Source organism: Candidatus Delongbacteria bacterium, assembly GCA_020634015.1.
In the GTDB taxonomy this organism is placed as follows: Bacteria; CAIWAD01; CAIWAD01; order CAIWAD01; family CAIWAD01; genus JACKCN01.
In genome coordinates this window covers 70731-97396 of the sequence record JACKCN010000008.1, presented here as the reverse complement: position 1 = coordinate 97396, position 26666 = coordinate 70731, and the positions used below count along the sequence as shown (strand labels likewise).

24 protein-coding genes are annotated in these 26666 nt (G+C 62.7%); 8 read left to right on the top strand and 16 right to left on the bottom strand.

The window, feature by feature from the left end; translation table 11 throughout:
• Positions 1-29 precede the first annotated feature (29 nt).
• The 4 genes from H6678_14100 to H6678_14085 form a co-directional block, all read right to left on the bottom strand.
• Positions 30-740 (bottom strand): hypothetical protein, encoded by a 711-nt coding sequence (locus H6678_14100; protein ID MCB9474927.1) that lies wholly within the window; start codon positions 738-740, stop codon positions 30-32.
• 75 nt (positions 741-815) lie between these two features.
• The gene (locus tag H6678_14095; protein ID MCB9474926.1) at positions 816-1451 is read right to left on the bottom strand and encodes a LysE family translocator; all 636 of its coding nucleotides are present in this window, start codon (positions 1449-1451) and stop codon (positions 816-818) included.
• A 90-nt stretch (positions 1452-1541) separates the two neighbouring features.
• Complete coding sequence (locus H6678_14090) at positions 1542-1883, bottom strand: transcription initiation protein (protein MCB9474925.1); 342 nt, start codon at positions 1881-1883, stop codon at positions 1542-1544.
• 140 nt (positions 1884-2023) lie between these two features.
• A complete protein-coding gene (locus tag H6678_14085) occupies positions 2024-2332 on the bottom strand; it encodes a YrdB family protein (GenBank protein MCB9474924.1) in 309 nt (102 codons plus the stop codon).
• Here H6678_14085 and H6678_14080 point away from each other — a divergent pair.
• Positions 2236-2469 (top strand): hypothetical protein, encoded by a 234-nt coding sequence (locus tag H6678_14080; GenBank protein ID MCB9474923.1) that lies wholly within the window; start codon positions 2236-2238, stop codon positions 2467-2469. The genes H6678_14085 and H6678_14080 overlap by 97 nt on opposite strands.
• Before the next feature lie 105 nt (positions 2470-2574).
• Here the strand turns inward: H6678_14080 and H6678_14075 are convergent, their stop codons facing one another.
• The 9 genes from H6678_14075 to H6678_14035 all read right to left on the bottom strand — a co-directional run bounded on the left by H6678_14075 (position 2575) and on the right by H6678_14035 (position 14433).
• Positions 2575-4221 carry a restriction endonuclease subunit S gene (locus H6678_14075; GenBank protein ID MCB9474922.1) on the bottom strand — a complete coding sequence of 549 codons (1647 nt, stop codon included), beginning with the start codon at positions 4219-4221 and terminating at the stop codon, positions 2575-2577.
• Positions 4218-5378, bottom strand: a complete 1161-nt coding sequence (locus H6678_14070) for a DUF1016 domain-containing protein (protein MCB9474921.1) — start codon at positions 5376-5378, stop codon at positions 4218-4220. The genes H6678_14075 and H6678_14070 overlap by 4 nt, the downstream gene beginning before the upstream one ends.
• Complete coding sequence (locus H6678_14065; GenBank protein MCB9474920.1) at positions 5375-6829, bottom strand: SAM-dependent DNA methyltransferase; 1455 nt, start codon at positions 6827-6829, stop codon at positions 5375-5377. Before H6678_14065 ends, H6678_14070 begins: the two co-directional genes overlap by 4 nt.
• A 3-nt stretch (positions 6830-6832) precedes the next feature.
• Positions 6833-9184 (bottom strand): DEAD/DEAH box helicase family protein, encoded by a 2352-nt coding sequence (locus H6678_14060; GenBank protein ID MCB9474919.1) that lies wholly within the window; start codon positions 9182-9184, stop codon positions 6833-6835.
• Positions 9185-9235: 51 nt separating this feature from the next.
• Positions 9236-10429 (bottom strand): asparaginase, encoded by a 1194-nt coding sequence (locus H6678_14055; GenBank protein ID MCB9474918.1) that lies wholly within the window; start codon positions 10427-10429, stop codon positions 9236-9238.
• 260 nt (positions 10430-10689) lie between these two features.
• Entirely contained in the window at positions 10690-10992 is a 303-nt protein-coding gene (locus H6678_14050) for a hypothetical protein (GenBank protein MCB9474917.1), read from the bottom strand.
• A 319-nt stretch (positions 10993-11311) separates the two neighbouring features.
• Positions 11312-12859, bottom strand: a complete 1548-nt coding sequence (locus H6678_14045; protein MCB9474916.1) for a bifunctional GNAT family N-acetyltransferase/carbon-nitrogen hydrolase family protein — start codon at positions 12857-12859, stop codon at positions 11312-11314.
• A 147-nt stretch (positions 12860-13006) separates the two neighbouring features.
• The gene (locus H6678_14040) at positions 13007-14113 is read right to left on the bottom strand and encodes a pyridoxal phosphate-dependent aminotransferase (protein ID MCB9474915.1); all 1107 of its coding nucleotides are present in this window, start codon (positions 14111-14113) and stop codon (positions 13007-13009) included.
• Complete coding sequence (locus H6678_14035; GenBank protein ID MCB9474914.1) at positions 14110-14433, bottom strand: divalent-cation tolerance protein CutA; 324 nt, start codon at positions 14431-14433, stop codon at positions 14110-14112. The genes H6678_14040 and H6678_14035 overlap by 4 nt, the downstream gene beginning before the upstream one ends.
• 289 nt (positions 14434-14722) lie before the next feature.
• On the opposite strand from H6678_14035, the gene H6678_14030 reads away from it, so the two are divergent.
• From H6678_14030 to carB, 3 genes are all read left to right on the top strand, one after another.
• Positions 14723-16519, top strand: a complete 1797-nt coding sequence (locus tag H6678_14030) for a T9SS type A sorting domain-containing protein (protein ID MCB9474913.1) — start codon at positions 14723-14725, stop codon at positions 16517-16519.
• A gap of 224 nt (positions 16520-16743) precedes the next feature.
• Positions 16744-17910, top strand: coding sequence for a glutamine-hydrolyzing carbamoyl-phosphate synthase small subunit (gene carA, locus H6678_14025; protein MCB9474912.1), 1167 nt, complete (start codon positions 16744-16746; stop codon positions 17908-17910).
• 3 nt (positions 17911-17913) lie between these two features.
• Entirely contained in the window at positions 17914-21168 is a 3255-nt protein-coding gene (gene carB, locus H6678_14020; protein ID MCB9474911.1) for a carbamoyl-phosphate synthase large subunit, read from the top strand.
• Positions 21169-21172: 4 nt separating this feature from the next.
• On the opposite strand, the gene H6678_14015 is transcribed toward carB, so the two are convergent.
• Positions 21173-21889, bottom strand: a complete 717-nt coding sequence (locus H6678_14015) for a response regulator (protein ID MCB9474910.1) — start codon at positions 21887-21889, stop codon at positions 21173-21175.
• Positions 21886-23100: a PAS domain S-box protein gene (locus H6678_14010; protein ID MCB9474909.1), complete on the bottom strand. Its 1215-nt coding sequence runs from the start codon at positions 23098-23100 to the stop codon at positions 21886-21888. The genes H6678_14015 and H6678_14010 overlap by 4 nt, the downstream gene beginning before the upstream one ends.
• A 396-nt stretch (positions 23101-23496) precedes the next feature.
• Between H6678_14010 and H6678_14005 the strand changes: the two genes are divergently transcribed.
• From H6678_14005 to H6678_13990, 4 genes are read left to right on the top strand one after another with little or no spacing between them, the layout of a single operon-like run.
• A complete protein-coding gene (locus H6678_14005; protein ID MCB9474908.1) occupies positions 23497-23964 on the top strand; it encodes a PTS sugar transporter subunit IIA in 468 nt (155 codons plus the stop codon).
• Positions 23965-23971: 7 nt separating this feature from the next.
• Positions 23972-24313, top strand: coding sequence for a hypothetical protein (locus H6678_14000; GenBank protein MCB9474907.1), 342 nt, complete (start codon positions 23972-23974; stop codon positions 24311-24313).
• Positions 24314-24358: 45 nt separating this feature from the next.
• Complete coding sequence (locus H6678_13995) at positions 24359-25141, top strand: RNA methyltransferase (GenBank protein MCB9474906.1); 783 nt, start codon at positions 24359-24361, stop codon at positions 25139-25141.
• Positions 25134-25883, top strand: coding sequence for a CPBP family intramembrane metalloprotease (locus H6678_13990; protein ID MCB9474905.1), 750 nt, complete (start codon positions 25134-25136; stop codon positions 25881-25883). The genes H6678_13995 and H6678_13990 overlap by 8 nt, the downstream gene beginning before the upstream one ends.
• A 12-nt stretch (positions 25884-25895) precedes the next feature.
• Here H6678_13990 and H6678_13985 read toward each other — a convergent pair whose 3' ends face one another.
• The gene (locus tag H6678_13985; GenBank protein ID MCB9474904.1) at positions 25896-26516 is read right to left on the bottom strand and encodes a DUF2239 family protein; all 621 of its coding nucleotides are present in this window, start codon (positions 26514-26516) and stop codon (positions 25896-25898) included.
• Positions 26517-26666: the final 150 nt, after the last annotated feature.

Sequence of the window (26666 nt, the reverse complement as noted above, 5' to 3'; positions counted from 1 at the left end):
TTTTTCTAGCATGCGTCCACAAGGAATCGCTACAGGGCCCCCGCGCCTGCAGTCCGCCGGGGTTCGATGATCAGGGTTCCATCGCGCACGGCAATCGATTGCAATTGATCGATCACGTCCATGGATTCGGGATCTTCGTATACATCATCCGCCAGATTCCTGGCACGCACGGCGCTCACGAAGGCATCGGGCAAGGCTTTGCCGCCGATTTCCAGCGAATCCGCGAAGACCAACAGACGCCCCGCCGCCAACCCAATGCGGAAGACCACGGATCCGTTGAGGTAGCGGCCTTCGAACATGCCGCCAAGGCTGTCCAGTGGAATACTGGCCAGTCCCTTGATGCGATCGCCATCAATGGACACGTAGACCTTGCCTGACAGTTCCTTCCAGTCGGGATGCCGATTGATCAGAATGTTGATCTCCCGTGCGGTAAGTACCAGCGGAGGAACCGCCAGATGATGGTCGAGGGCATCGCTGAACTGTGCCACTTCTTCCAGAACGGCCGCAGCCTCACTGTCCGTCACGCTCACGGTGGGCATCTGCATCGGAATCGGGAATGTGTACTCGTCACTCATCCCGGAGATGAACCCCATGATGCCCCGGTAGAAGAAGAAACCGCCGATGACCGCGAGCACCACGACGGACAGACAGCCAAGGCCCGCGACCCTCCAGCACCCTTGAAAATCCGATGACCTGGAATTCTGGCGTGACGCTCTGTCCTGCAGATCTGGCTCAGTCATTGGGCTGCGGGTCCTTTTCTGACTCTGTCACTGCAAACTGCAAGTGTCTTCCGTTGACGCATGATGATCGATGTCTCACGCGGCTCGTTCGAGGGCCAGCCGGATTCCCAGCCCCACGAACACCGCACCCGCGAGCCTTTGCATCATCGTTGCCGCATTGGACGAGCGTCTGAATCGAGCGGAGGTGCGCGCGGTCAACACGGCGATCACAAGACACCAGCCTGTGCCCGTCAGCACGAAGGTCGCTCCAAGAATCAGAAAGGAGAGCGCTCTGTGTGCACTGTCGGGTTCGATGAACTGGGGCAGGAAGGCCAGAAAGAACAGCGCCACTTTCGGATTGAGTACGTTCGTCAGAATGCCTCGGCCAAACGCCGACTGCAGAGGCATTCCCGCTTGTGTCGCGATCTCCGTGGGCCGGGAATCCCTGCGCGGGAGCAGAAGTTTCAGCCCAAGCACCACCAGGTATGCCGCACCCAGCAGTTTGACGATGCCGAAGGCCATGGCTGATGTCGCCAGCACCGCGCTCAAGCCCAGTGTCGCCGCCAGCACATGCAGGGCGCCGCCCACTCCCACGCCCAGTGCCGAGGCGACGCCCTCTCGCACGCCTCCGGCCATGCTGCGCCCGGCGATGTAGAGCGTGTCCTGCCCGGGAGTCAGATTCAGCAGGATGCCCGTGGCCACGAAGATCCAATAGTCATGGATGCCGAACATCGCCCTCCCTTTCCAGCGGAATGACGCCAGACTGCTGGCGTGAATAGTGCTGATCCAATGCTGTGAGATCAGCTCGGACCGTGCGACGCGTCAGGATTCCGGGTCGAGCCCGAAGACGCGCAGTTCCTGTTCGCAGCGGCAGGCCCTGGCGAGGCGCGCGGCCCAGACGATCGCCTCCTCACGCGTGGGCAGCTCGAGTACCGTGAAGCCCCCGTCGAGCGAAGGCGCCCAAGGGTAGCCGCCCTCGGCCACCGCGCCGTCCGCCGCCACCCGCACGGGCGCCACACCTTCGTCAATGCCGCCCGCAAAGACGTAGACGCCTGCCGCCTTCGCCTCGTCAATCACGGCGCGCGCATCGCGGCCCACCGCTTCGAACTCATCGCTGGGCACGACCATGGCCGCGCTGGGGAAGGAGATCAGGTATTTGGCCATGGTGTTGTTCCTCCAGAGGCTGGAAATCTGACTTGCTGTGTGCGGTCCGTTGTTCTGTGTACGATACTGCAGCGGCGGGCCCTGCTCTCCTCCCACCATGCCGGACGGGCGCACGCCAGGGGTCGCCGAAGCTCCTGCGGCTACTGCCTGACCAGCCACTTCACACGATCCGTGGAGAAGGCGAAGTGGAGCATCGCGGCAAGGCCGTAGCCCAGCGAGAGATTCTCATGGCCCAGAAATCGCAAAGCCATCATGGCGAATCCGAACACGGTGGTCTCGATGAACAGGCGCATCACCCCCGTGACGGGCACCGGCCCGTCCTTGCCTCTCGCGGGGTCCCCGGGAACCGTGAATGTGCCCCATACCAAGGCCACGCCCAGCGGAATGCCGACCATCAAGGCGTACCGCCACATGCCAGCCCCATATTCCCGCCCCCAGTATCCAAACACAGCAAGAGCCCCCAGTTCCAGGGCAACGCGCAGGATTCCATTCGCTGGGCTCATTGTCCAAACTCCCATTTCATTGCACACTGGTCCCGGCTCGAACACCCGAAGCACACAGATCCGTTTCCTTTCAGTTCCTTTGAACTCGGCACATGTCACGGAATGCGCGAATTCCGGACAGTTCAATACCAGAGTACTCTTCGGCGCATGCCTGGGTGTAGACGTATGACAGTGCCATGCGTGTTCTTTCAGCTGGTCAATTCTGCAATCAGGGCAGACAGAAGGTCTTTGGCGATGGCGCGGGAGTCCGCGAGCTGCGATTCCAACTCGTCCACCAGGGCCATCAGTTGCTCCACTTTGGCCACGATCCGGCGTTGTTCGGCGAGGGGTGGTATTGGAATCGGCGTCTGCTCGATCATACCGACGTTCAACGTCGGTTGCGCAAGAGTACGCGTTGTCGAAGTAAAGTAGTTCTGAACCGACTGCTCTTGGAGAACGAGCAGCAGGTAATCGCGGAGAACATCGGGGATGGGTTTGATGCGTGCGACGGCTCTCGCGATGTTCGCACCTGCCCACGAATCAGGAACGACGCCAAGCTTTCCGATGCTGCCGACGACGCAGAGCAGTATCTCGCCACCTGTGAGCCGTGTTCGGGCGTAAGGCTTTTCAATCTCTGGCGCGATGGTCTTGTTGGGCCTCAGCGGATGATTGGCAAGGCGGAGGTCTTGAGCGCGGACGAACGGGATGCCGTCTGGCACATCGATTCCCGGAACGAGGACGCCGTATGAAATCGTGTTTTCAGGATCGACGAGATTAGCGATTCGCTCAACACACCATGACGATGGCAAATCAGCGTGCACAAATAGATCGACCGAATCGTCGAGTTCCTTCCGTCGAAGGCTCTTGGTTTTGATCGTTTGCTGCCGTTCCGCCATCGCGCGATCAATCATGGCTCGTGCATCTTCGTCGTTGGGGTCTTGGGGGACGAGTTTGCCTTGGACAGCGAGAGTGAGAATGGACTTGCGGAGGTCTGCAGGGGAAATGTCGTAGGACGGGTGGAAGAGGAAGTTGAGGTTGGCCGGGGTGGGCGCGTCGGCAAAGCGGGCCAGCGATGCGCGGGCGAGCGCGGCGTGTCGTGTCTCTCGTTCCTGCTGCTGCGCCTCCAGGCGGTCACACAACGCCATCAACTCATCCACCTTGGCCACGATCCGCTTCTGCTCGGCGAGGGGTGGGAGAACCACCTCCAGCTTCTCCATCTTCTCTTTCGTCATGTGGAGCATGGAGACTCCGTGACCTGCCCGCCTGATCTCTTGAGTTTTGTTCTGGAGGAACCAATACAGATAGCCTTTGTGCAGGTCTGCCTCGCTATGCAGCTCAAGCTTCCAGATATGGTAGTGGTAGATCACCTTCGGCCCCGGCCAGATGAACGGGCCAAACGATGCCGACCACGCGAAGATCAGGTCTCCCGTGTCGCAATACTTGTCTAGTTCGAGTTCGAGGTCGGAGTAGTACCAGTGTTTTGAGGTGAAGAGATTGCCGACGCGGAGAACCGGCGTCCCCGCCTCAAGTAGCTCATCCTTTGAGTAGGCGCGGCCATTCAGCACGGTGACGAGAGCGGCAAGGGAAGTATTCTCCCATCCATCGGGAACGTAGGTTTCAATGTCTTCAGTCGCGGAGCTTGCGCCTGCGCGCGCTTTCACTCTAGCGACGCGGCCGGTTTTCAACTTCTTGGCGGCAATCCGCTCAAGCTGCTTACGCGCGGGCTCGTCTGTGCCATCTTGTGCAACCAGCTTTCCCTGAATCGCAAGCTCCAGCACCAGCTCGCGCATCTTCGCCACCGCATCGGGCGCGTCCGCGAACTGGTCGAACTTCTTGAAAAACGTTTCCTGCTTCATGGCCTGGCTTCCTCTTCGCGCACCCATTCGAGGAGCTTGGCCTGGAGCAGTTCCTTCGAGGGCAGGTAGAGCTGGTATTCCCGGGCGTGGATGTTGGCGTCTGGCGGGAGGGTGAGCTTTACAACGGCCTCGTTTTTCTCGCGGCAGAGGAGCAGGCCGATGGTGGGGTTCTCCTCCGGGAGCTTCACCTCGCGGTCGTAGTAGTTCACATACATCTGCATCTGCCCGAGGTCCTGGTGTGTGAGCTTGGCGAGCTTCAAGTCAATGACCAGGTAGCAGCGGAGGAGGCGGTTGTAGAAGACAAGGTCGAGGAAGTAATGGTCGCCCTCGAAGGTGAAGCGCTTCTGCCGCGCCTCGAAGAGGAAGCCCTTGCCCAGTTCGAGGAGGAATTTTTCGAGGTGGCTGATGATGGCGGATTCGAGGTCGGATTCGGAGTAGCGGGCCTGCTCCTCCAGACCGAGAAATTCGAGGACGAGAGGTTCCTTGAGCAGGTCTTCCGGCCCGGTGATGATCTGCCCCTCGCGGGCGAGGCGTTTGATGCCGGCTTTGTCCCGGCTGAGGGCGAGGCGTTGGTAGAGACAGGAAGCCTTCTGGCGTTTCAGCTCGGGCACGGACCAGCCTTCGTTGGTGGCCTCGATCTCGTAGAAGCTGCGTTCATCCGGGTCCTTGACCGTGAGAAGAATGACATAGTGGGTCCAGCTGAGGGTGAAAGGATTGCCGAATTGCCCAGCAGGCTGCTGGGCAATCTCGGCCGAGGCCATTCTGACAGCAGGCTTCTGTTGGATCTGCCCTGCCCCCCATTGCCCAGCAGCCTGCTGGGCAATGGGTGGCACACGATCCCGCCACTCCAGATAGAACCGCCTCATGTATTCGAGGTTCGCCTTTGAAAACCCGCGTCCGAATTCCTCCCTCAGCCGTGACGAAAGCTCTTTCAGCAATTCGGCTCCGTACGCCGCGCGTTTCTCGCCCTTCTGCTCATGCTCGACGATGCGCCGGCCTATCTCAAAATTGGTCATCACCTGAAACGTATCGATCACCGACGCCACGCCCCGGCGGGCGGACTGGACGAGGCTGCGAAGCTCGGCGATGAGCGGGGCGAGGCTGTCTGGATTGGTCTTGTCGGCGGTTTTGCGTGTGGCGGCGGCTGTCCTTTTCATCGATTGAGCGCCTCCATGAGCAGCGTCTTCAACTGCCCTCGTGTCTCGGCGATCCGGGCGAGAAGCTTTTCGTATTCGGGCAGCAGGTGATCCACATCGCCGGGACCGGTGTCGGGGCTGTGCGGGTTCTTGAGGTCCAGATTGAAGTTGCCGGCCTTGATGGTGTCAAAGGAGACGCGCCAGGCCTGCTCGTTTTCCACGCGGGATTTGAAACCCTTGCTTTCCTTGCCCCACCAGGCGCGCTCGGCCTCGAACTCCTCGATGCGGATGGGTTTGCCCTTGTTGTAGCTCTTGGCGCCGGGCGGATAGGGGTGCTCGTAGAACCAGACGTGGGTCGTGGGCGCGCCCTTGGTGAAGAAGAGGAGATTGGTGCGGATGCTGGTGTAGGGATTGAAGACGCCGTTGGGCAGGCGGACGATGGTGTGCAGGTTGCACTCGGTCAGCAGGGCTTCCTTGATCCGGGTCTTGACGCCTTCGCCGAAGAGGGTGCCATCGGGCAGCACGAGTCCGGCGCGACCGCCGGGCTTGAGCAGCTTCATGAGGAGCACGAGGAAGAGGTCGGCGGTCTCGCGCGTGCGGAATTCGGCGGGGTAGTTGGACTCGATGCCGTCCTCCTCCATGCCGCCGAAGGGCGGGTTGGTGACGATCACGTCCACGCGCTCCTTTGGTCCCCAGTCACGCAGGGGGCGGGCGAGGGTGTTGTCGTGGCGGACGTTCGAGGGAACGTCGATGCCGTGGAGCATGAGGTTGGTCATGCAGAGCACATGGGGCAGGTGCTTCTTCTCGATGCCGGAAAAGCAGTCCTGGATGGCCCGTTCATCCGCCTCGGTCTTCGCCTGTTTCCGCAGGTGCTCGATGGCGCACACAAGGAAGCCACCGGTGCCGCAGGCGGGGTCAAGCAGAGTCTCGCCGAGGCGAGGATTGACTTGCTCGACGATGAACTGTGTCACGGCTCGTGGTGTGTAGAACTCGCCGGCATTGCCCGCGGACTGAAGGTCCTTGAGGAGCTTCTCGTAGATGTCGCCGAACATGTGACGATCGTCGGAGGCGTTGAAATCGATGCCGTTGATCTTGTTGACGACCTGCCGCATCAAGGTGCCGTTCTTCATGTAGTTGTTGGCATCCTCGAAGGTCGTGCGGATCAGGGAGTGCATCCGATCGCCACCGGTGAGGGCTTTGAGTTTTGGCAGGAGCGTGTTGTTTACGAAGTCAAGCAAGGCGTCGCCAGTGATACCTTCCTCATCCTTTGCCCAGTCAGACCAGCGCAGATGCTTGGGAAGCGGCGATCTGTAGCTGTCACGCAGCAGCGCCATCTCCTGCTCGCGATCGTCAAAGATCTTCAGGAAGAACATCCAGCCAAGCTGTTCGAGACGCTGCGCGTCACCGTAGGTGCCGGCATCCTTGCGCATGATGTCCTGGATGGACTTGACCACGTTGGAAACATTGGGCATGAGCTACGCTGCTTTCTCATAAAGGGCGGTTTCAAGTTCATGGATGGCCGCATCGTAACTTTCCAGGTCACCGAAGAATCCGACGATTTCCATGGGTGTGCCATGGACGCGGAGAGGGTCCACCTTCAGGATGTCCATCGACTCGACGCTGGCGATGCCGTAGTCGGCGTACTTCTGGAGCAGGGCTTCAAGAACGGCACGCGCCTGATCCCCGTACTTCGCGAAGACGTGCTTCTTTCTGACCTGTTCGGCACGTTCCCGACGAGTGAGCGGTGGCTGATCGAAGGCGATGTGGCAGACCAGATCGAAGGGGTCGTAGTCACGGCCAACCTGTTCGGCCAGCTCCTCGATGAAGACTCCTTGCTCGACCAGCAGATCCACGATGGCCTGCTTTCTCTCCGCGGAGTTCCAGGTGCTCAGAAAATCGTCAAGTGATGCGTAGTTCCTGTGAACCGCCTTGCGCGTGTAGTCCGTCAGGGATTCGGTGATGAGCTTCCCGTACTCATCAAGGAACTGGACCCGCTCCATGACCACGCGAACATCGACGTTGTCCACGAAGTACCGGGTACGCGGTTGCCGGTCATCGTCGTCCGGGCCATCGGGAGGCAGAGGAGGATCAGTCGGCGGATCAGACGGTGGCGCGTCCGGGGGAACGGGTGGATCGCCTGGGCCTGGTTCGTGAATCTGGACAGGATCTCCATCGAAGTCGGGGTCGGAAAAGAGAACCGTGGCACGGCGGAAATCCATGATGGTGAAGAAGAACTTGTTGTAGTCCTCGTTGATGCGTGTTCCACGTCCGATGATCTGCTTGAACTCGGTCATGGAATTGATGATCCGGTCAAGCACGATCAGTTGACACGTCTGGGCATCCACGCCCGTGCTCATCAGCCGGGAAGTGCAGGCAACAACCGGATAGGTGGACTCGGGGTCGATGAAGTTGTCGAGCTGCTTCTTGCCTTCGTCATCGTCACCCGTGATGCGCATCACGTAGCGGGCATTGGCGGCGGCCAGGTCGGGATTGGCATTCACCATCGCCTGGCGCATGCGTTCCGCATGATCGATGCGCTCGCAGAAAATGATGGTCTTGGCAAAGCGATTGGTGGCGCGCAGGTATTCGGTGACCTTGGCGGCAACAACCTCAGTGCGCCTTTCGAGGATCAGGTCGCGGTCGTAATCACTGGAATTGTATTCACGGTCTTCGATGACCTGGCCGAGTCTGTCCCTCTGGCCGGATTCCGGGCGCCAGCCGTCGAGGTCTTTGTCCAGTCCGATTCGCACGACCTTGTAGGGTGCCAGAAACCCGTCGGCGATGCCCTGACGGAGCGAGTACATGAAGACCGGCTTGCCGAAGTACTCGATGTTGGAAACGTCGCGAGTCTCCTTTGGTGTGGCGGTAAGGCCGATCTGAGTGGCCGATTGAAAGTACTCAAGTACCTGGCGCCAACTGGCATCATCGGCTGCGCTGCCCCGGTGACACTCATCCACGATGACCAGATCAAAGAAATCGGGCGAGAACTGCTTGTAGACGTTCTGTACCTCTTCGTTGCCGGTCACGGCCTGATAGAGGCTGAGATAGATTTCGTAGGACTTGTCCACCGTGCGGTTGACGATTTTCGTCATCGCCTTGCCGAAGGGCTTGAAATCGTTGGTCTTGGTCTGGTCGGCGAGGATGTTGCGATCCACGAGGAAGAGAATTCGCTTCTTGACGCCGGCCTTCCACAGCCGCCAGATGATCTGGAAGGATGTATACGTCTTTCCGGTGCCCGTTGCCATGACCAGCAGAATCCGGTTCTGGCCGCGAGAGATCGCTTCGACGGTTCGGTTGATGGCAATCTGCTGGTAGTATCTGGGAGATTTGCCTGAACCGTCGTCGTAGTAATCCTGCGTGTTGACCTTTTGCTTGGGTCCATCCCAGCCTTTGGCCGCGCAGTAGCGCCGCCAGAGTTCCTCTGCCGAGGGAAACTGATCAAGCGGGAATTCTCGTGTGACGGTTCCTGACGTGACGGTACGATCGTGCTCGAGAAAGGCATCACCGTTCGAACTGTAGGCGAATGGCACATCAAGGATTTCGGCGTACTCAAGCGCCTGCTGCATGCCGGCCCCGACCGCGTGGTTGTTGTCCTTGGCTTCGACGATTGCCAAGGGGACATTGGGCTTGAAGAAGAGCAGGTAGTCGGCCTTCTTCGCTTTGCCCCGCTTGACCGTCTTGCCACGAACGATGACGCGACCTTTCGTGAAGTAGACTTCTTCGCGCACCTGGGTCATCACGTCCCATTTGTCGCCATTGGCGCCAAGTATTGCAGGCGTGATGAATTTCGTACGTATGTCTGCTTCGGTCAGAGACTTTTTGTTCATGGCAGTGGTACCTGTTTCTGGAATACGAGATTCGAACTTATTCGAGCTCAGCTACTTCTTCAACAACTCCCGCAACTCATCCTCGATGCCCACGAACGGCCGCCCCACCAGCAGATCGTGTTTCAAAAGCTGCACACGGCCGCCGCTGAGCTTCTGGTAGTTCTGGCGCGAGGCGGGGTTGCGGAATTTCATGCCGGAGAGGAAGAGGGTCTCGAAGAGCGTTTCGGCGCTCAGGCCCAGGTTGCTGGCCATCTGGCCCAGTTCGCGCTCGTGGCCCAGCAGGTACATGGCGCGCAGCTGGCACTCGGGCAGGCTGTTGTCCACGCCGGAAATCGCGCCCTCGCGGATGAAGCGTGCGCCCGTTTCGTAGACGAAGTCGGCGGGGCCGATGGGTACCTGGCTGGTCAGGATGAAGGGTTTGCCCTGTTCGCGGGCCAGCTTGAGCGCTTCCAGTGCGTTCTCGGGAAGTTGTGGGTTGGCGCAGGCGTTGCCGCCGCCGTAGCCGGCCAGGATCACGGCGCGGTTCTCGTCCACGGCGCGGCAGTACTCGTGCGCGCTGCGGAAGGGGTCGCAGTAGGCGATGCGCACCCGGTCGCAGAAGTTGAGGTCCAGTCCGTCCTCCACGCCGGGGTTTTGGTCCGTGCGCCCCGTGGCGCAGCGCCAGACTTCCCGGGCGATGGCTTCCATCAGCGGACGTGTCATCTCGGCGGAATCCACCGAGCACACGCGATGCACCGCAATGCTGTGAAAGGCGTCGGGCATGGCCATGCGCAGAAAGTCCTCGACCACGCTGTAGCCGGGAATCAGCGAATCGTCGCGACCGTGGATCGGTGCGCTGTCAATCGTGCCGCCGGTTGTGATCAGGTGCAACTCGTCCAGCACCAACGGCTCGCGCAGGCGGGCGTCGCCGGCCCGGTGCTGGATCTCGTCCCATTCCATGGTGGCGATGGGACTGCCGATGAAGGCGCTGCCGCGCCAGCGTTCCACCTTGGCCAGACTGTCCTCGAAGGCTTCGGTGCCATTGTTGAACACGGCGAACAGCGTCGGTGGCTCCAGCATGGACAGGAAACGCACGGCACCGTGCACGTTCTGGAAGCCATCGGAATGGGCGAAGGCATGCTCCATGGGCACCTGGCTGCCCGTGAGACAGACATTGCAGTCCAGGTTCTTGAGCGCATAGCGCAGAAAGGGCAGGGTCCAGGCCAGGGTGTCCGTGCCGTGGGTGATCAGGATGCCGCGTTCCATGGGTCCGTTCTCCGGGGTTTTCCATCTGGACTTGGTGCCTTGCCCCCCAGCACCCACGCAGTGTCCCGGTTCGCGCGGGGCGAATTCCTGATGACGATTGCGGTTGGCATCCGTGGGAACGCACGGTCCAATTGTACGGTTCGAATTTCTGCCAGACCACTCGGCAACAGGAAACAGCAATTCATGAAACACGAAACCCGCAACCTTGGTGGCCGCGGGTTTCGCAATGGCTGGGCGGGTGTGACGAAGAAGTGGCCGCTCTACTTGCGACCTGCGCCTTGCCGCGGGTCCTGCTTCCAGGGCAGGATGCCGAGGCCTTTGGGCGGAAGGAAGGGACTCGCGCCGTGGCCCTGTTCCCGCGGGGGCTGGTAAAGCAGGACTCCCGGACCATCCCCGAAGAGGATACCAGAGTCCTCATCGCTCTCGGAGGTGGTGGGCCCGATGCCCCAGGGATCAAGCAGCTGACCCGGACCGTTGCCCGGGCCGCCCTGCGTCTGGGCCATGCTGGCAAGACCGATTCCGGACAGCAGAACGAGGGCAAGTACACCTATGGTGCGCGTCATCGGTGGAATCTCCATGACAGGAACAGGAACCCATCGCCGGAGCGGCGACAGAACGCAATCCGAAATGCAAGCTCCGGGCCAGTTCGTCTGCAATGGGAGGAGTTTCTTGAATCCACCCAAGCCACGGCTTGTTTTTATTGAAGATCGTGCGCATTGTCGATACATGACACTGTTATCCTTGCACAGGCCAGCCTCAGGGAGCACCGTCAACCGCCAGCGAGCGTGAGGAGGGCCAGACCGATGCCTGCGTCCGGGCCGAATTGTCTGTCATGGTTTACAGCCTTGAGAGAGAATCGGACCGGAACATTCGGGGCCGCGCTCAGCCGCCGTATTCGGTTCCGGCATCCGATCGCAGCAGCTCCAGACGGTACAGGTCGTTGCGCCGGTCGCGCATGGCATGCACACTGCCATTGTTGTGCAGGGTCTTCAGCAGGTCCAGATTGATGTCCACGATCATGGTCATTTCGGTATTGGGCGTCGCCTCGGCCTTGATGCCCGTGGTGGGAAAGGAGAAGTCCGAGGGAGTGAACAGAGCGGACTGGGCGTACTGGATGTCCATGTTGTTCACCTTGGCCAGGTTTCCCACCGCGCCGGCGATGGCCACATAACATTCGCACTCGATGGCCCGGGCCATGGCGCAATGCCTCACGCGCGTGTAGCCATTCTGGGTATCGGTCAGGAAGGGCACGAAGAGAATGTTCATGCCCTGGTCGGCCAGCAGGCGCGAGTATTCGGGGAATTCCACATCGTAACACACCATGATCCCGATCTTGCCGCAGTCGGTGTCGAAGACCCGGATCCGGTTGCCCGCGTTCATCGCCCAGTTTCTGGCTTCGGCAGGTGTCACATGCAGCTTGTCGTAGCGCTCCCAGGTGCCATCGCGGCGGCAGAGGAAGCCCGAGTTGTACAGCTTGCCATCCACGAGGCAGGGCATGCTGCCCGAGATGATGTTGATGTTGTACGAAATCGCGAACTCGATGAACTTCTCGCGGATCGCGTCGGTGTAGCCCGCCAGACGACGAATGCTTTCGGTGACACGCAGATGGTTGAACTCGGCCATCAGCGGCGCATTGAAGAGCTCGGGAAAGAGCACGAAATCACTCTTGTAATCCGAGACGGCGTCCACGAACATCTCCGCCTGGGCGAAGAAATCCTCCAGCGACGACATGGCGCGCATCTGCCACTGCACGATTCCCAGCCGCACTTCCACTTTTTCCGTGTTGATCAGTTTCACCGACCGCGTGTAGTACATATTGGGCCACTCGATCAGGGTGGCGTACTCCAGCGACTCGCGGTCGCCGCTCAGGTATCCCTTGAGCAGCTTGCGCACGTGAAAATCATTGGCCAGCTGGAAACTGAGCACGGGGTCGTAGAGCTCGCGGGTCTTGACCTTCTCGATGAACTGCTTGGCACTCATGCTTGCGGCATGTTTGGCGTAGGTGGGCATCCGCCCGCCCGCGATGATCGCCCGCAGATTCAGGTTCTCGCAGAGTTCCTTGCGCGCGTCGTACAGTCGCCGGGCCAGGCGCAGCCCGCGATACTTCGAGTGGATGAAGACTTCGATTCCATAGAGCACATCCCCGTAAGGGTCATGGGTGTCGAAGCTCATCTTTCCCGTGATCTGGGCATAGGTGTGGTCATCTCCGAAGCGCGGATAGTCGATGATGAGCGAGAGGGCACAGCCGACCACCACCCCATCCACGCAGACACAGATCTGGCCTTCGGGAAAGATGGTCAGCAGGGTATCGATGGTCACGTCGTTCCAGGTGGCCAGCTCTTCCTGCTGGTAGACCTGTTCACTGGCGGCGCGCAGTTCGGCCATGTCCTCGCGGGTCAAGTGACGCACTTCCACGTGGGTGGCGTTCATGAAGGCTCCTGTCGCGGTTGGGCGATCGTGGTGTCACACGATCCGTGGCAAGCGCCCGACGCACCTTGCCTTTGGTGTTGAATGATGTCAGCGGGAGGCCGGACGTCCAACCCTGCGACGGATCGGGACCTTGGTCGGGAGATGAACTCAGTGCTCCAGTCGGCCAAGCTGGTCCAGCAGAATCTCGAGGCCCCGATCAAAATGCTCGCGCGTGGCCCCCAGCCCGATGCGCAGGTGGCCCGGTGCCTGGAAGTATCCCCCATCCACGACCACCACTCCACGCTCGGCCAGCAGGCGGTCGCAGAAGGCGCCCAGTTCGGGTTCGCCGGGGATGCGCAGAAAACAGCAGAGGCCGGCCGAGCGTTGTGAGACGGCGATGCCGCGCGCCTCGCACTGGTCCTTGAGCTGCCGGAAATTCTCCTCGATGCGTTCCAGGTGCGGCAGCAGGAGCAGGTCCAGTCGCTCGGGATTGGAAATCAACTGGCGGCCCGCGTGCTCGCTGACGAAGGGATGCACCACGTTGACCGAGTCGTTCAGATGGTCGGCGCGTCTCACGATGTCCTCGTCCCGGCAGGCCATGATGCCCAGGCGCAGGCAGCTGAGGCCCCAGCCCTTGGTCAGGCTGAGCGTGCTGATGAAAAGGGGCGAGCGCAGGAAGGAGAGCTGCCGGTGGCCATGCCCGCCGTCGCAGAACGGCATGTAGACCTCGTCCAGCAGCACACGCAGCTTGCGGTCCCGGGCGAAGTCGGCCAGCATTTCCAGTTCGCCATTGGAGAGCCGGTTGCCCCCCGGGTTGAAAAGATTGCTCAGCACCACGGCGGTCGTGCCGGGACGCCAGGCGCGTTCCAGTTCCTCCAGTCGCAGGCTGCTGTCGCCGAAGGCATCCCGCCGGAAGTGGCTCACGTGCATGCCGAAGAGTTCGGGCAGTTTCCAGAGCGGTTCGTAAACGGGTGTCTCCACCAGCACCGTGTCACCGGGTGCGGCAATGGCACGCAGGGCCAGCAGGTTGATTCCGCTGGTGCCGATGCCGGTCTGGAACATGGCCGGTGTGCCACCGATCCAGTCGGCCAGTGCCTGCTGCAGCGAGGGCAGGCCTGGATCACCGCCGCGTGCCGCTTCCAGGTACAGCGTTTCGTCGCGCAGCAGTCCCGCCCGCCGCGGATCCACGGGAGGCATGCCCGAGGAGGCCAGATCATGTGTGCCATGTTGATGACCCTTGGCCCAACGCATGTAGTGGACGGTGAGTTCGCTCATTGCGCTCCTCCGGTGTGTGTGCGCACCCAGGACATCCAGGCCGTGCCCGCCGCCTCGGGTTTGATGACGACGAATTCGGGCAATTCATAAGGATGCAGTTCGGACAGGCGCATGGCCAGCTCTTCCAGTTTCCAGCTGACGGTCTTGATCACAAGTTGAATTTCGGCCGTTTTCTGCAGGTTGCCTTCCCAGACGTACACCGACTGGGAAATCGGAATGCTGCTCACGCAGGCGGCCAGTTTTTCCTGGACCAGCGCCAGACTGATCCGCTGGGCGAAGTCTTCGTCGGGCACGGTGGTCATGACCAGTCGCAGATCCATGCGGTCCCCCTTTGGCTGTTGCGGCTGCTGAATATGCTGAATCGAAGAGTCTGGCGTCAGTCCGGCCCGATGCAAGGACCACGGACCGCTCCATGATCAGAAAAGGTCGGGACAGGCCGCTCACCCACGGTCCGGGGACGGCACCTCGCCCGGCCTTTCATGAGGAGTGTATTCACTGCTTGCTCACGCACGCAAAATGTGCCTTGTTTGTCGCAGCACAGAATCCTTTAGCATCCATCAATTTGAATCCAATCAGCGGTCTTCCCCCACCCCGCGCTGGAGTGCGTTCATGTCACGTCGCTGCGTCCTGGCCACCGTGGCCAGTCTTCAGTTCATCTGCCTGTCCGGATTCGCACAGTCCGTGGGGCACATCGTCGTGCTGGGAGATTTCGAACTGCCATCCTTGATCTCTCCTGATTCGGTGATGGCCGTGAGTGCCGGCTCGCTGGAAAGTCTGGCCCTGCTGGCCGACGGCAGCCTGGTGTCCTGGGGAGTGCCCTGGGCGCCCATGCCCGACCCGACCTCCAGTTATCGAGCGATCTCCGCTGGTTATTCGCACAATCTGGCCCTGCGCAGCGACAGCACGGTGGTGGCCTGGGGCAGCAATGTGGCGGGAGAGTCCGACAGTCCGCAGCCCAATCAGGATTTCGTGGCGATCAGTTCCTGTTTCCACCACAGTCTGGCCCTGAGGTCCGATGGCAGCGTGGCCGCCTGGGGCATGAATGTGGAAGGCCAGTGCTCGGTGCCCGAGCCGAATGCGGACTTCGTGGCCGTGGATGGCGGCGACAACTTCAGCATCGGCCTCAAGGCCGACGGCAGCCTGGTCGCCTGGGGCTCCAACACCTTCGGTCAGTGCGACATTCCCGAACCCAACAGCAACTTCACCGCTCTGTCCGCCGGCCCCGATTTCGTGGTGGCGCTCAGGGCCGACAGCAGTCTGGTCGCCTGGGGACGCAATCTCTACGGAGCCTGCACACTTCCCGCGCCCAATGAAGATTTCATCGCGGTTTCCGCGGGCTGGACCCACTGTCTTGCCCTGCGTGCCGACAGCAGCCTGGCGGCCTGGGGCGGAAACTTCAGCGGCCAGTGCGAGCTGCAGGGAGCCAATCAGTCCTTCCTGAAACTGTCGGCCGGATACGGACACAGTCTGGCGATCCAGCGCAGCCTGCACACCAGTGCTCTTCTCGAGCCGGACAGCCTGTTCTTCGCCCCATCCCTCGTGCATGGCTCGCGCAGCGCATCGTTCACCCTGACCAACACGGGCGATCTGCTGCTGGCCGACACACTGCGCATTCCGGATGCTGTGTTCCAATTGCAGGGCTCGCCGGAGTTCAGCCTGACCAGCGGCGAGAGTCGCACCTTCGAACTGATGTTCCAGTCCGACCAGGCCGGCTACTTTTCCTCCCAGCTGGAGCTGGGCTCCGTGGTGGGCAGCCTGCCCTGCCGGGCCAGTGCCCATGAGGTGCTGATGCAGGTCGGGCCGGAGTCGGAGTGCGGCACCATTGACAACCCGGGCAACGAACCCGACGCCACCAGCGGATTTCTGGTGGACTGGAACGACGGGCTGATCGGGCTGGATGTGGTGCCTCCCCCGGCGCAGGACCTGCAGGCGGAGATCTGGATCATGGGCCAGATCGCCTGGACCGGTTCCACCTCCAGTCTGCAGGATGCCGCAGCCGCGCTGGACACCCTGGAGATCTGGCTGGAAAACGACATGGAAATGCACATCGAAGTGCGCAACGGAGACCAGGTCTGGAACGAGAACGGGGCGCTGTGTGACTGGACCCTGGAGCTCACCGGCCAGCAGACCCCCTTGCGTCCCGGGAGCCTGAGCCTGGACGCGCCCGTGCCCAACCCCTTCAATCCCAGCACCACCCTGGCGTATACCTTGCCCGTGGACGGATTCGTGAGTCTGGATCTCTTCAACATCCAGGGCGCCCTGGTGCGCGAACTGGTGGCCCAGACACAGCCGGCCGGACGTCATTCGGTGATCGTGGACGGCAGCGCACTGGCCTCGGGGCTCTATCTTGCCCGCCTGCAGACAGCCCAGGGAGTGCGCAGCACGCGCCTGCTGCTGCTGAAATAGGCCAGCGGGAGCAGGAGCTGCCCCGTTGGTCACTCTTCAAGCCGATTGGCCAGCGCGATCCATGTGCGCCCAGAAAATCGACGCTGGCGCAGGACGGTGCTCAGCCTTGAACCGCCTCAAAATCCCGCCACGGTTTCCCCGCCCGTTGCATCTGCGCCCCCGGATGGCTACTCTCATTCCTTCCGGTACACACAGGCCAGCCACGACCTCAGACCGGAGTCCCCATGTCACAATCCGCATTGCTTGCCCTGGAAGACGGCAGTCTGTTCCACGGCATTTCCGTCGGTGCGCCCGTCCGTCGCTGCGGCGAAGCCGTGTTCAACACGGCGATGACGGGCTACGAGGAAATCCTCTCGGACCCCTCCTATTCGGGCCAGCTGGTCTGCCTGACGGCGGCCCACATCGGCAACACGGGCATGACCCTGGCGGACCTGGAAAGCGCCGGCAGCCACTGCGCCGGGCTGATCATCCGCAATCTCAGCCTGCACTCCTCCAGCTGGCGCTCGCGGCTGGAACTGCCCACCTGGCTGGAACAGGCAGGCCTGCCCGCGATCGCGGGAGTGGACACGCGCCGCCTGACCCGCCTGCTCAGCAGCCACGGCAGCCAGCGCGCCTGTCTGGTGTGCGACGGCAATATGGACCCGGCCCGGGCCGTGGACGAAGCGCGCCGCAGTCCGTCGATGGAAGGCTTGAACCTGGCTTCCGCCGCGGGCACACCTCTGGCCCTGCAATGGAGCACGGGCAGCGGGAGTCCGCAAGGGACTGCCAGCACGCCCGATGGCGGTGGACTGCGCGTGGTGGTGCTGGATCTGGGCGCCAAGCAGCAGATGCTGCGCCGACTGGTGGATCGCGGCTGTTCGCTGGTGGTGGTGCCGCCGTCCACGCCCGCCGACACCATTCTGGCCCTTGAGCCCGATGGGGTGCTGCTGTCCAACGGACCGGGCGATCCCGCCGCCTGTCATCAGGAAATCGCCACCGTGCGCCAGTTGCTGGACCTGCGGCTTCCGCTCTTCGGCATCTGCCTGGGCCATCAGCTGCTGGCGCTGGCCGCCGGTGCACGCACCCGCAAACTGGCCTTCGGCCACCACGGGGCCAACCATCCCGTGCGCGACGAGGCCACTGGCGAGGTCTGGATCACCAGTCAGAACCACGGGTTCTGTGTGGACGAGGAAGGGCTGCCGGACACACTGCAGGTGACCCAGCGCAGTCTCTTTGACGGCAGCATCCAGGGAATTCGCTGCACATCGCAACCAGCCTTCGGCTTTCAGGGCCACCCCGAAGCCTGCCCGGGCCCCCGTGATGCCGACAGACTCTTCGACCGGTTCGTGGTCGCCATGAGTGAATTCCGCCGTGCGCGCCATGGCCAGAGCACCGCGCAAGGGAGGGCCTGAGCCATGCCCGCACGCAAGGACATTTCCTCGATCCTGCTGATCGGCGCCGGTCCCATCGTGATCGGCCAGGCCTGCGAGTTCGACTACAGCGGCACCCAGGCCGTGCGCGCCCTGAAGGAAGAAGGCTACCGCGTGATCCTGGCCAATTCCAATCCGGCCACGATCATGACCGACCCGGAGCTGGCGGACGCGACCTACATCGAACCGCTGACCTGGCGCCGCCTGGCCGAGATCATCGAACGCGAGAAACCGGATGCCCTGCTGCCCACCATGGGTGGCCAGACGGCCCTGAATCTGACTCTGGAACTGGAGGCGCACGGCGTTCTGGCCATGCACGGAGTGGAACTGATCGGGGCCAGCGCACGGGCGATCCGCACCGCCGAAGACCGCGAACTGTTTCGCGACGCGATGGACCGCATAGGGCTGGCCAGCCCCGTGTCACGCATGGCCCGCACCATGGCCGAGGCGGAGAGCGCACGCCAGCACTTCGGCCTGCCCTGCGTGATCCGTCCTTCCTTCACCCTGGGCGGCAGCGGGGGCGGCATCGCGCGCAGTCCCGAGGAATTCCGCGAGATCTGCGCCCGCGGCCTGCAGGCATCGCCCACCAGCGAACTGCTGATCGAGGAAAGCCTGCTGGGCTGGAAGGAGTTCGAGCTGGAGGTGGTACGCGACCGGGCCGACAACGCGATCATCGTGTGCGCCATCGAAAACCTGGACCCCATGGGCGTGCACACGGGCGACTCGATCACGGTGGCTCCTCCGATGACCCTGACCGACAGGGAGTACCAGGGCCTGCGCGACGCCTCGATCGCCGTGCTGCGCGAGATCGGCGTGGACACCGGCGGCAGCAACGTGCAGTTCGCGGTGAACCCGCGCGATGGCCGCGCGGTGGTGATTGAAATGAATCCGCGTGTCTCGCGCAGCAGCGCGCTGGCCTCGAAGGCCACGGGATTTCCCATTGCCCGGGTGGCGGCCAAACTGGCCATCGGTTACACACTGGATGAGTTGAAGAACGAGCTGACCGGCGGGCGCACCCCGGCCTCCTTCGAGCCCAGCCTGGACTATGTGGTCGTCAAGGCACCGCGTTTCGCCTTCGAGAAGTTTCCCGCCGCACGCGCCTCGCTGGGTACCCAGATGAGTTCGGTGGGTGAGGCGATGGCCCTGGGCGGCAGTTTTGCCGAAGCGCTGCAGAAAGCTCTGCGCAGCCTGGAAAGCGGGCTGGAAGGGCTGGACGAACGCCCCTGTCCGACTCCCGACAGCGCCGGCCACTGGCCGCGCCCCCTGCTGGAGTCCTGCATCACGGTGGTCGGCCCGGAACGGCTGCTCTTCGTGGCCCAGGCCCTGCGCGAGGGCTGGTCGGTCATGGAACTGCACGCCCTGTGCGCCATTGACCCCTGGTTCCTGCGGGAGCTTGAGGCGCTGGTGACACACGAAACGGAGCTGCTTGCATTCCCCCGGGAGACACGTCTGAAGGAGCTTGAGGCGCGGCTGCCACTGCTGAAACGACTGGGATTCTCCGATGCCCGGCTGGCCCGTCTTTGTGAGTGCGCCGAACAGGACGTCCGGGCCCTGCGCCACGCCGCGGGACTGCACCCCGTGTACAAGCGCGTGGATTCCTGCGCGGCCGAGTTCGAGGCGGACACCGCCTACCTGTACAGCACCTGGGGCGAGGAGTGCGAGGCCCGCCCGGACAGTCGTCCCCGGATGATGATTCTGGGCAGCGGCCCCAACCGGATCGGCCAGGGCATCGAGTTCGACTATTGCTGCGTGCACGCCGCGCTCGCGCTGCGCGAGGCGGGCTTCCAGACCATCATGGTCAACTGCAATCCGGAAACCGTCTCGACAGACACCGATACCAGCGATCGCCTGTACTTCGAACCGCTCTGCCTGGAAGAAGTGCTCGAGATCGTGCGCGTCGAACGCCCCAGCGGAGTCGTGATCCAGTACGGCGGACAGACCCCGCTCAAGCTGGCCCGAGCCCTCGAGGAGGCCGGGGTTCCAATCCTGGGCACTCCGCCCGCGGTGATCGATCTCTGCGAGGATCGCCAGCGTTTCCACGAGCTGGTCACCCGGCTGGGCATCCTGCAACCCGCGGGTGATACGGCGCGCAACGCCGAGCAGGCCCTGGCGCTGGGCGAGCAACTGGGGTATCCCCTGATGGTACGGCCTTCCTATGTGCTCGGTGGCCGTTCGATGGAGGTGGTGCACGACCCGGACGAGCTGGGCCGCTGGCTCAAGCGGGTGAAGATCGAGAGCGGTCAGGGACCCGTGCTGCTCGACCGCTATCTCGAGAATTCGATCGAGCTGGATGTGGACCTGGTCTGCGACGGCCAGCGCGTGCTGGTGGCGGGCATCATGCAGCACATCGAGGAGGCGGGCATCCACTCGGGCGACAGCGCCTGCAGTTTTCCACCCCACAGCCTGGAATCGTCGCGCCTGCGAGAAGTATCACAACTGGTGACCCGCCTGGCTCTCGAGCTGGGCGTGGTGGGTCTGATGAATGCCCAGCTGGCCCTGCATCCCGAGGGTCTGTTCCTGCTGGAAGTCAATCCGCGGGCCTCGCGCACGGTGCCTTTCATCGCCAAGGCCCGGGGGTTTGCCCTGGCCAAGGTGGGAGCGCTGGTGATGAGCGGAATGAGTCTGTCCGACGCCGCTCCCGACGGTCTCAAGGATCCCGGTTTCGTCAGCGTGAAACAGCCCGTGTTTCCCTTCGGCCGTTTCCCGGGCAGTGATCCATTGCTGGGGCCCGAAATGAAGTCCACGGGAGAAGTGATGGGAATGGGACGCAGTTTCCCGGAGGCCTTCGCCTTTTCCCAGCTGGCCGCGGGCACGCGCTTTCCCATGGAAGGACGGGTCTTCATCAGCGTGCGCGACGAGGACAAGCCCCGCGCCGCGCGGCTGGGCGCCCGTCTGCATGCTCTGGGCCTGGACCTGCTGGCCACGGGCGGCACCGCCGCGGCACTGCATGCGGGCGGCATTCCCTGTCTGCGTGTGCCAAAGGTCAACGAGGCGCGGCTGGAAGGCGCGGCCCACATCGTGGATCACATCGCCGGGGGCGGGGTGGACTTTCTGATCAATACCACGGGGTCGGGTGCGGCCATTGCCGACAGTTTCGTGATTCGCGAGGCTGCGTTGCGAGCACAACTGGGCTACACCACCACCCTGGCTGCGGCCGAGGCGTTCGCCTCGGCCCTGGAGAATCGCCAGCGCCCCGCGCCACTCAGTCTGCAGGAGCTGCTGGCACACGGCTACGCCTGAAGGGTCAGGCCAGCCCGTTGCCTTCAGGGTTCAGCACCGAATGAATGCACTCGAGAACCTGCTGGGGCCGCAGGGGTTTCTGCAGAAAGCCGGAACTTCCCTGGCCGTCCAGACGCAGGGTGACTTCGCTCTCGTCATAGCCGCTCATCATCAGAATGGGCAGCGCGGGTTTCTGTTCGCGGATCAGGCGAAAGACCTCTTCGCCCCCCATGCCCGGCATGGTCAGGTCCAGCAGCACCAGATCCCAGGACTCGGCCCGTTCCCGGAACAGCGCCAGACCCGATTCTCCATCGGCGGCCGCCACGACCTTGTAACCCGCCTGATGCAGCGTGTTGCAGAGGACTTCCCGCACCACCGGCTCATCGTCCACGATCAGCAGACGCTTCGCCCGTGCAATGCTCACTACGCTGAGCACATCGTCACTCTGCGGGGTGACGGGCAGATCCGAGCACGGAAAGAGGACACGGAAGCTGCTGCCCTTTCCCGGTGTGCTGGTCACGAAGATTCCGCCCTTGTGTCCCCGCACGATGCCGGCCACGGCGGCCAAGCCCAGACCACGGCCCGTGAACTTGGTGGTGAAGAAGGGGTCGAAGATCCGTTCCAGGGTCAGACTGTCCATGCCCGACCCCGTGTCCGTGACTTCCATCGAGATGAAGGTGCCGGGGGTGGTGCGGTCGTGCAGCTGGAGACTGTTCAGGTAGGTCTGATCCGCTTCGATCAAGCCCGTGCGCAGTTCGATGCGGCCTCCCCCTCGGGCATCGCCTCGGCCGCGTTGAGAACCAGATTCATCACCACCTGGCCGACCTGTGAGGGATCGCCCTCGATGGCTGGCAATCCGGACTTCAGCTTGTTCGCGATCTGGATGGACGAATCGATGTTCGAATGCAGCAACTGGAGCATCTCCTCGATCACTCCATTCAGGTCAATGGACTTGATCTCAAAGCGTCCACGGCCCGAGTAGGCCAGCATCTGGCGACAGAGGTCGGCCGCCCGCAGCGCCGTGCGCTGGATGTCGATCAGGTTGGCACAGGCGGGCGAGGTTTCCGGCAGCGAGAGCAGCGCCAGATCCGAATTGCCGATCACACCGGTCAACAGGTTGTTGAAGTCGTGGGCTACGCCCCCTGCCAGCACTCCCAGGCTTTCCATCTTCTGGGCCTGCTGCAGTTTTTCCTGCAGCCGCGCGGTCTCCCGTTCCATGGCCTTGCGCTCGCTGATATCCACGATCACGGCCAGGACTTCGGGGCCTTCGGTACCCGGTACGGGATTCAGGCCTACCTCCACCGGAAACTCGCTGCCGTCCTTGCGGGCGGCGTACAGATCCCGCCCGGAGCCCATGGGTCGGGTACTGGGCGACCGGAGAAAAGCCTGGCGCAGCGACTGATGCCCCTGGCGCAGCCGTGACGGCAGCAGCTCCTCGACGTGCTTGCCAAGCAGCTCGTCGCGGGAATAGCCAAAACATTCCTCGACCGCACGGTTCACCAGCAGGATCCGGCCCTGTCCGTCCACCAGCACCATGCCGCTGGGAGAAAACTCCACCAGGCTGCTGAAAAGGCTCTCGTGCGATGTGGTCACTTCCGTCATTTCCAACTGAAGGGTGAAGAAGCGGGTCCGCCCCATCTCGACGCCTGAGAGCCGGGCCCGGGTTTTCAGGGCCTCCGGGAGCGCCCCCAGCGGCACCGACTGACGCAGCTCCAGTTCGAACGCACCCTGATGGCCGTTGGTCGCGCCCGCGCACCGGGCTTTCAGCCGGGCCGCGGCTCCGGCATCCAGCAGATCATCAAGGCTGGGCACGATCACCGACGTCTGCCCGGGCAAGCGATGAAAGGCAGGATTGGCATGGAGCACGGTGCCCTGGCCGTCCAGCAGAAGTGTGGCCTGTTCCAGTCCGTTCAGCAGACTGCGCGCGGCGCTCAGAGCGGTGTTGTATTCCATTGGAGGGTCCACCATTGAACGAGTCCTGCCGTAGCCCCCGGCGCTCGTGGGCCATAACCCCGGACATGCCGTGGAATTCCAGTGCATGCGATGGGCGGACAGATCAGCACGGGATGCTGAGTCCGGTCATACGCGGGATTTGATGAAAGCTGCGTCTGCCGATCTATCGTCAGGTGGCGAAGTTAATTCCTGTCGCTCAGTCCCGAAGAAGACATCCTCACCTCAGGAAAATGAAGTTTGTCGGGCCTGTCACTCCCGCCAGTTTCAAGCGGGAGGGCAATTGCGTTGCCTGCCCCGCCAGCCTTTTCTACTTTCCGCCCCTGTTGTGCGCACAAGACTTGGGACCGTTCCCGTTGTGGCAACTCCGTGCGCTGCCGAGCCTGGTGGAAGACCCCCATGAAATTCACAGACCTGCTGAGCGACGCCCAGATCGTCGTGGCCGATGCTCCGGCTGAAAAAACGGCCGCCATCCGCCTGCTGATCGAGACCCTGCACGAGCGGGGAGTTCTCGAGCGGCCCGCGGATGCCTTGTCCATGGTGCTGGAGCGGGAAGCGGAATATCCCACCGGAATCGGCTGTGGCGTCGCCATTCCCCACGGAAACACCTGGCCCGTGGATGAACCGATCGTGGCCATCGGTCTGTTCCGCCCCGGGCTGGATTTCGGCGCACCGGACGGACAGGCCGCATCGGTTCTGGTGCTGCTGCTCACCGCAACCGGCATGACGTCCATGCACCTCAAGCTGCTGGCCCGCATCAGTCGGCTGGCCAAACACGGTCTTGCGGAACGGCTGGAGTCCCTGGCCACGGCAGAGGAAATCCTGCACGCCGTGGAAAACTGCGAACACGACTTCCTGGATATCTGAGGCCTCGATGAAGCTGCTGGTGGTCATCCTGAACAAGGAAGAACTGCTGGATGACCTGATCCAGGCCTTCCTGGAAGTGGATGTACGGGGTGCCACCGTGCTTGACAGCGTGGGCATGGGCCGCATCCTCAGCCATGACATCCCGATCTTTGCCGGCCTCAAGGGCCTGCTCTCGGGCAACCGCCCCCACAACAAGACTCTGCTGACCGTGGTGGAAGATGCCCAGGTGGCGTCCGTGGTCCAGGTTTTCGAAGAAGTGGTGGGCCCCGTCTCACAGCCGGGTCATGGACTGGTGATCGCGCTGCCCGTGGTCGAGATCTACGGCATGGGCCTGCGAGGTCCCGTCTGAGGTCCCGATTGCCCGCTCGCTCCGCGTCACCTTTCCGGAACAGTCATGCATGACACATCCCGCAGCCAGCTCAAGTCCCTGCTGGAGCTGCACCACTCCCGCACACGCCGTGAACTCGCTCTGGTTCTGGTACCGGGCTTCAAGTGTCTGGACGAACTGCTGCTCTCGCGCTGGCCCCTGCGCGAGGTGTATCTCACCGATTCCGCTGCCGAGCGCTTGCCCGCTCCTGTCCTCCGCCGTCTCCAGCGTGACGACCTGCTCTGGCGCATCCATGAATCCGATGCGGTGAAACTGGCCGCGCAGCCCGCACCCGAAGGCATCATCGCACTGGCGGAGTGCCCGGCGGAGCTGGAATCCCGTGACGCGCTCATGGCGGCGCAAGGTCCCCAGCTGCTGCTGGATGGCCTGGCCGATCCCGGGAATCTGGGCAGTGTGATCCGCACGGCCGCCTGGTTCGGCATTCGCCGGGTCGGACTGGTGGGAGCCTGCGCCGATGTGGGCAACACCAAGGTGCTGCGTGCGTCGATGGGTGCCGTCTTCCGCCTGTCACACGCGGTACGGCTGGACGAAGGGGATCTGGCGGACCTCGCCGGATCACACCGGTTGATCGGCCTGGATGGAGCCGCCAGCACGAGTCTGGACCAGTTTCACTTCCAGCCCGGTGACGTGCTCGTGATGGGCAGCGAGAGCCACGGACTCGGTGATTCCCGTCCTCATCTGGGACTGAGCCTGGCCATTCCGGGAGCCGGTTCGGTGGAGAGCCTCAACGTGGGCCACGCCTTTGCCGTGGCCGCCTGGGAACAATTCCGCCAGGGTTCGCGTGACTGAGCGCGAGCGCAGTGTGGCCCTGCTGGTTCCCGTGGCCGCCATCCTGTTCATTCCCGGTTCGGGCGGGCAGGGTGTCAACACGCGCCTGATCTCGATCTTCGTGGAACTGCTGGTGGGGCTGCCCTGCCTGCTGGTCCTGTCGGCCAACCTGCGCCCCGCCGTGATCCCCTTGCGCAGCCGTGTGTCATGGTTCTGGGCCATGCCCCTGCTGATCTCGCTGGCACTGGCCTTCCAGTTGCTGTACGCCATCCTTGGCTTGCTGATCCCCGTGCCGGAGGCCTACAACACACTGCTCTGGCAGTCCTGGCAGTCGGGGTCTCCAACGGAATCGGCGCTGCTGTTCCTGTCCGTGTTGCTGGTTGCTCCCCTGATGGAAGAGACCTTCTTCCGCGGATTTGTCCCCTGGCTCTGGATCAGCCGTTTTGGTCGGCGCGGCTCGTTGATCGTGCCCGCTCTGTTTTTCGCCCTGATGCACCTGAACCCCTGGCATGTCGCCGAGCTCTTCCTGCTGGCTCTGGCACTGGGTCTGCTGCGTGACCGGCTGGACAGTCTGGTGCCGGCCATGGCACTGCATGCCCTCAACAACCTGCTCTCACTGATCCTGCTTCAATCCCGGGCCAGTGGATTGCAGACCTTCATCAATCCGGGGCCGGGGCAGCTGCCCTGGCTGGCCTTCCTCTGTGCCACACCCGGTGTGGTCTGGCTTTTCTTGCTGGTGCGTACACCGGCCCACCGTTCCTGAGCACACATTGAATCAGGCCACGACCTCCTCCGTGAAAGAAGGCGCGGCCAGCCTGCGCGCATGTGCGGCAACATCCGCGGGCCACGGTGACACGCTTTCGCGAAAACCCGTTTCATTGCCAGCGAACAGCGCGCGACTGGCCTCCTCGAAACCGGGCTCGTCACCGGCCATGGCCTGCATGAATCGATAGCAGGATTCCCGGGCCAGCCGCACCCGGTTGCTTCCCCCCTGATCGCGGCGTGCGGCCTCCACCAGTTTGCGCAAGGCCACACTGGCCCCGCCGGGCTGGGCGGCCAGCCACTCCCAATGACGGGGCAGCAGCGTGATCTCCCGGGCCACCACACCCAATTTCGGGCGTCCCGGTCGGCGCGTTGTTTCCGGGTTGTCCGATTGTCCCGTCGCTTCCGATGTGCCGGAGCCGCTTGTGATCCGGTCCCGCACATTCTGCACGCTGCCGCGCAGATCAAGATCAATGACCCGGCTGGTCTGGCCATCAAACACCAGCACCTGAGCCAAGTCATCCTGGTCCAGTCTGTGCCGGACGGCTGCCGCCACATCCACCAGCTCGCCCTCGGCCAGCCTGACCTTGCCTTCGAACGCAATGCACGTTGTGAGCCCGTGTTCTGCCTGCATGCCACCTCCATCTGGTTTTCCACAATTTACCCGGATAAAACAAAACTGCAATATCACCCGGATAAAATAGGTGCTGGCCTGGCGGCTGGCGGGGGGCCAGCAACGCCGGCTGGCCTAGCAGCTGGCGGGAGGCCAGCATCCTAAGCTGGT

Excerpts from the sequence above, each read along its gene's own strand:
- H6678_14100 (MCB9474927.1), bottom strand. The coding sequence starts at position 740 with ATGACTGAGCCAGATCTGCAGGACAGAGCGTCACGCCAGAATTCCAGG.
- H6678_14095 (MCB9474926.1), bottom strand. The coding sequence starts at position 1,451 with ATGTTCGGCATCCATGACTATTGGATCTTCGTGGCCACGGGCATCCTG.
- H6678_14090 (MCB9474925.1), bottom strand. The coding sequence starts at position 1,883 with ATGGCCAAATACCTGATCTCCTTCCCCAGCGCGGCCATGGTCGTGCCC.
- H6678_14080 (MCB9474923.1), top strand. The coding sequence starts at position 2,236 with ATGTGCCCCATACCAAGGCCACGCCCAGCGGAATGCCGACCATCAAGG.
- H6678_14075 (MCB9474922.1), bottom strand. The coding sequence starts at position 4,221 with ATGAAGCAGGAAACGTTTTTCAAGAAGTTCGACCAGTTCGCGGACGCG.
- H6678_14070 (MCB9474921.1), bottom strand. The coding sequence starts at position 5,378 with ATGAAAAGGACAGCCGCCGCCACACGCAAAACCGCCGACAAGACCAAT.
- H6678_14065 (MCB9474920.1), bottom strand. The coding sequence starts at position 6,829 with ATGCCCAATGTTTCCAACGTGGTCAAGTCCATCCAGGACATCATGCGC.
- H6678_14060 (MCB9474919.1), bottom strand. The coding sequence starts at position 9,184 with ATGAACAAAAAGTCTCTGACCGAAGCAGACATACGTACGAAATTCATC.
- H6678_14055 (MCB9474918.1), bottom strand. The coding sequence starts at position 10,429 with ATGGAACGCGGCATCCTGATCACCCACGGCACGGACACCCTGGCCTGG.
- H6678_14050 (MCB9474917.1), bottom strand. The coding sequence starts at position 10,992 with ATGACGCGCACCATAGGTGTACTTGCCCTCGTTCTGCTGTCCGGAATC.
- H6678_14045 (MCB9474916.1), bottom strand. The coding sequence starts at position 12,859 with ATGAACGCCACCCACGTGGAAGTGCGTCACTTGACCCGCGAGGACATG.
- H6678_14040 (MCB9474915.1), bottom strand. The coding sequence starts at position 14,113 with ATGAGCGAACTCACCGTCCACTACATGCGTTGGGCCAAGGGTCATCAA.
- H6678_14035 (MCB9474914.1), bottom strand. The coding sequence starts at position 14,433 with ATGGATCTGCGACTGGTCATGACCACCGTGCCCGACGAAGACTTCGCC.
- H6678_14030 (MCB9474913.1), top strand. The coding sequence starts at position 14,723 with ATGTCACGTCGCTGCGTCCTGGCCACCGTGGCCAGTCTTCAGTTCATC.
- carA (MCB9474912.1), top strand. The coding sequence starts at position 16,744 with ATGTCACAATCCGCATTGCTTGCCCTGGAAGACGGCAGTCTGTTCCAC.
- carB (MCB9474911.1), top strand. The coding sequence starts at position 17,914 with ATGCCCGCACGCAAGGACATTTCCTCGATCCTGCTGATCGGCGCCGGT.
- H6678_14010 (MCB9474909.1), bottom strand. The coding sequence starts at position 23,100 with ATGGAATACAACACCGCTCTGAGCGCCGCGCGCAGTCTGCTGAACGGA.
- H6678_14005 (MCB9474908.1), top strand. The coding sequence starts at position 23,497 with ATGAAATTCACAGACCTGCTGAGCGACGCCCAGATCGTCGTGGCCGAT.
- H6678_14000 (MCB9474907.1), top strand. The coding sequence starts at position 23,972 with ATGAAGCTGCTGGTGGTCATCCTGAACAAGGAAGAACTGCTGGATGAC.
- H6678_13995 (MCB9474906.1), top strand. The coding sequence starts at position 24,359 with ATGCATGACACATCCCGCAGCCAGCTCAAGTCCCTGCTGGAGCTGCAC.
- H6678_13985 (MCB9474904.1), bottom strand. The coding sequence starts at position 26,516 with ATGCAGGCAGAACACGGGCTCACAACGTGCATTGCGTTCGAAGGCAAG.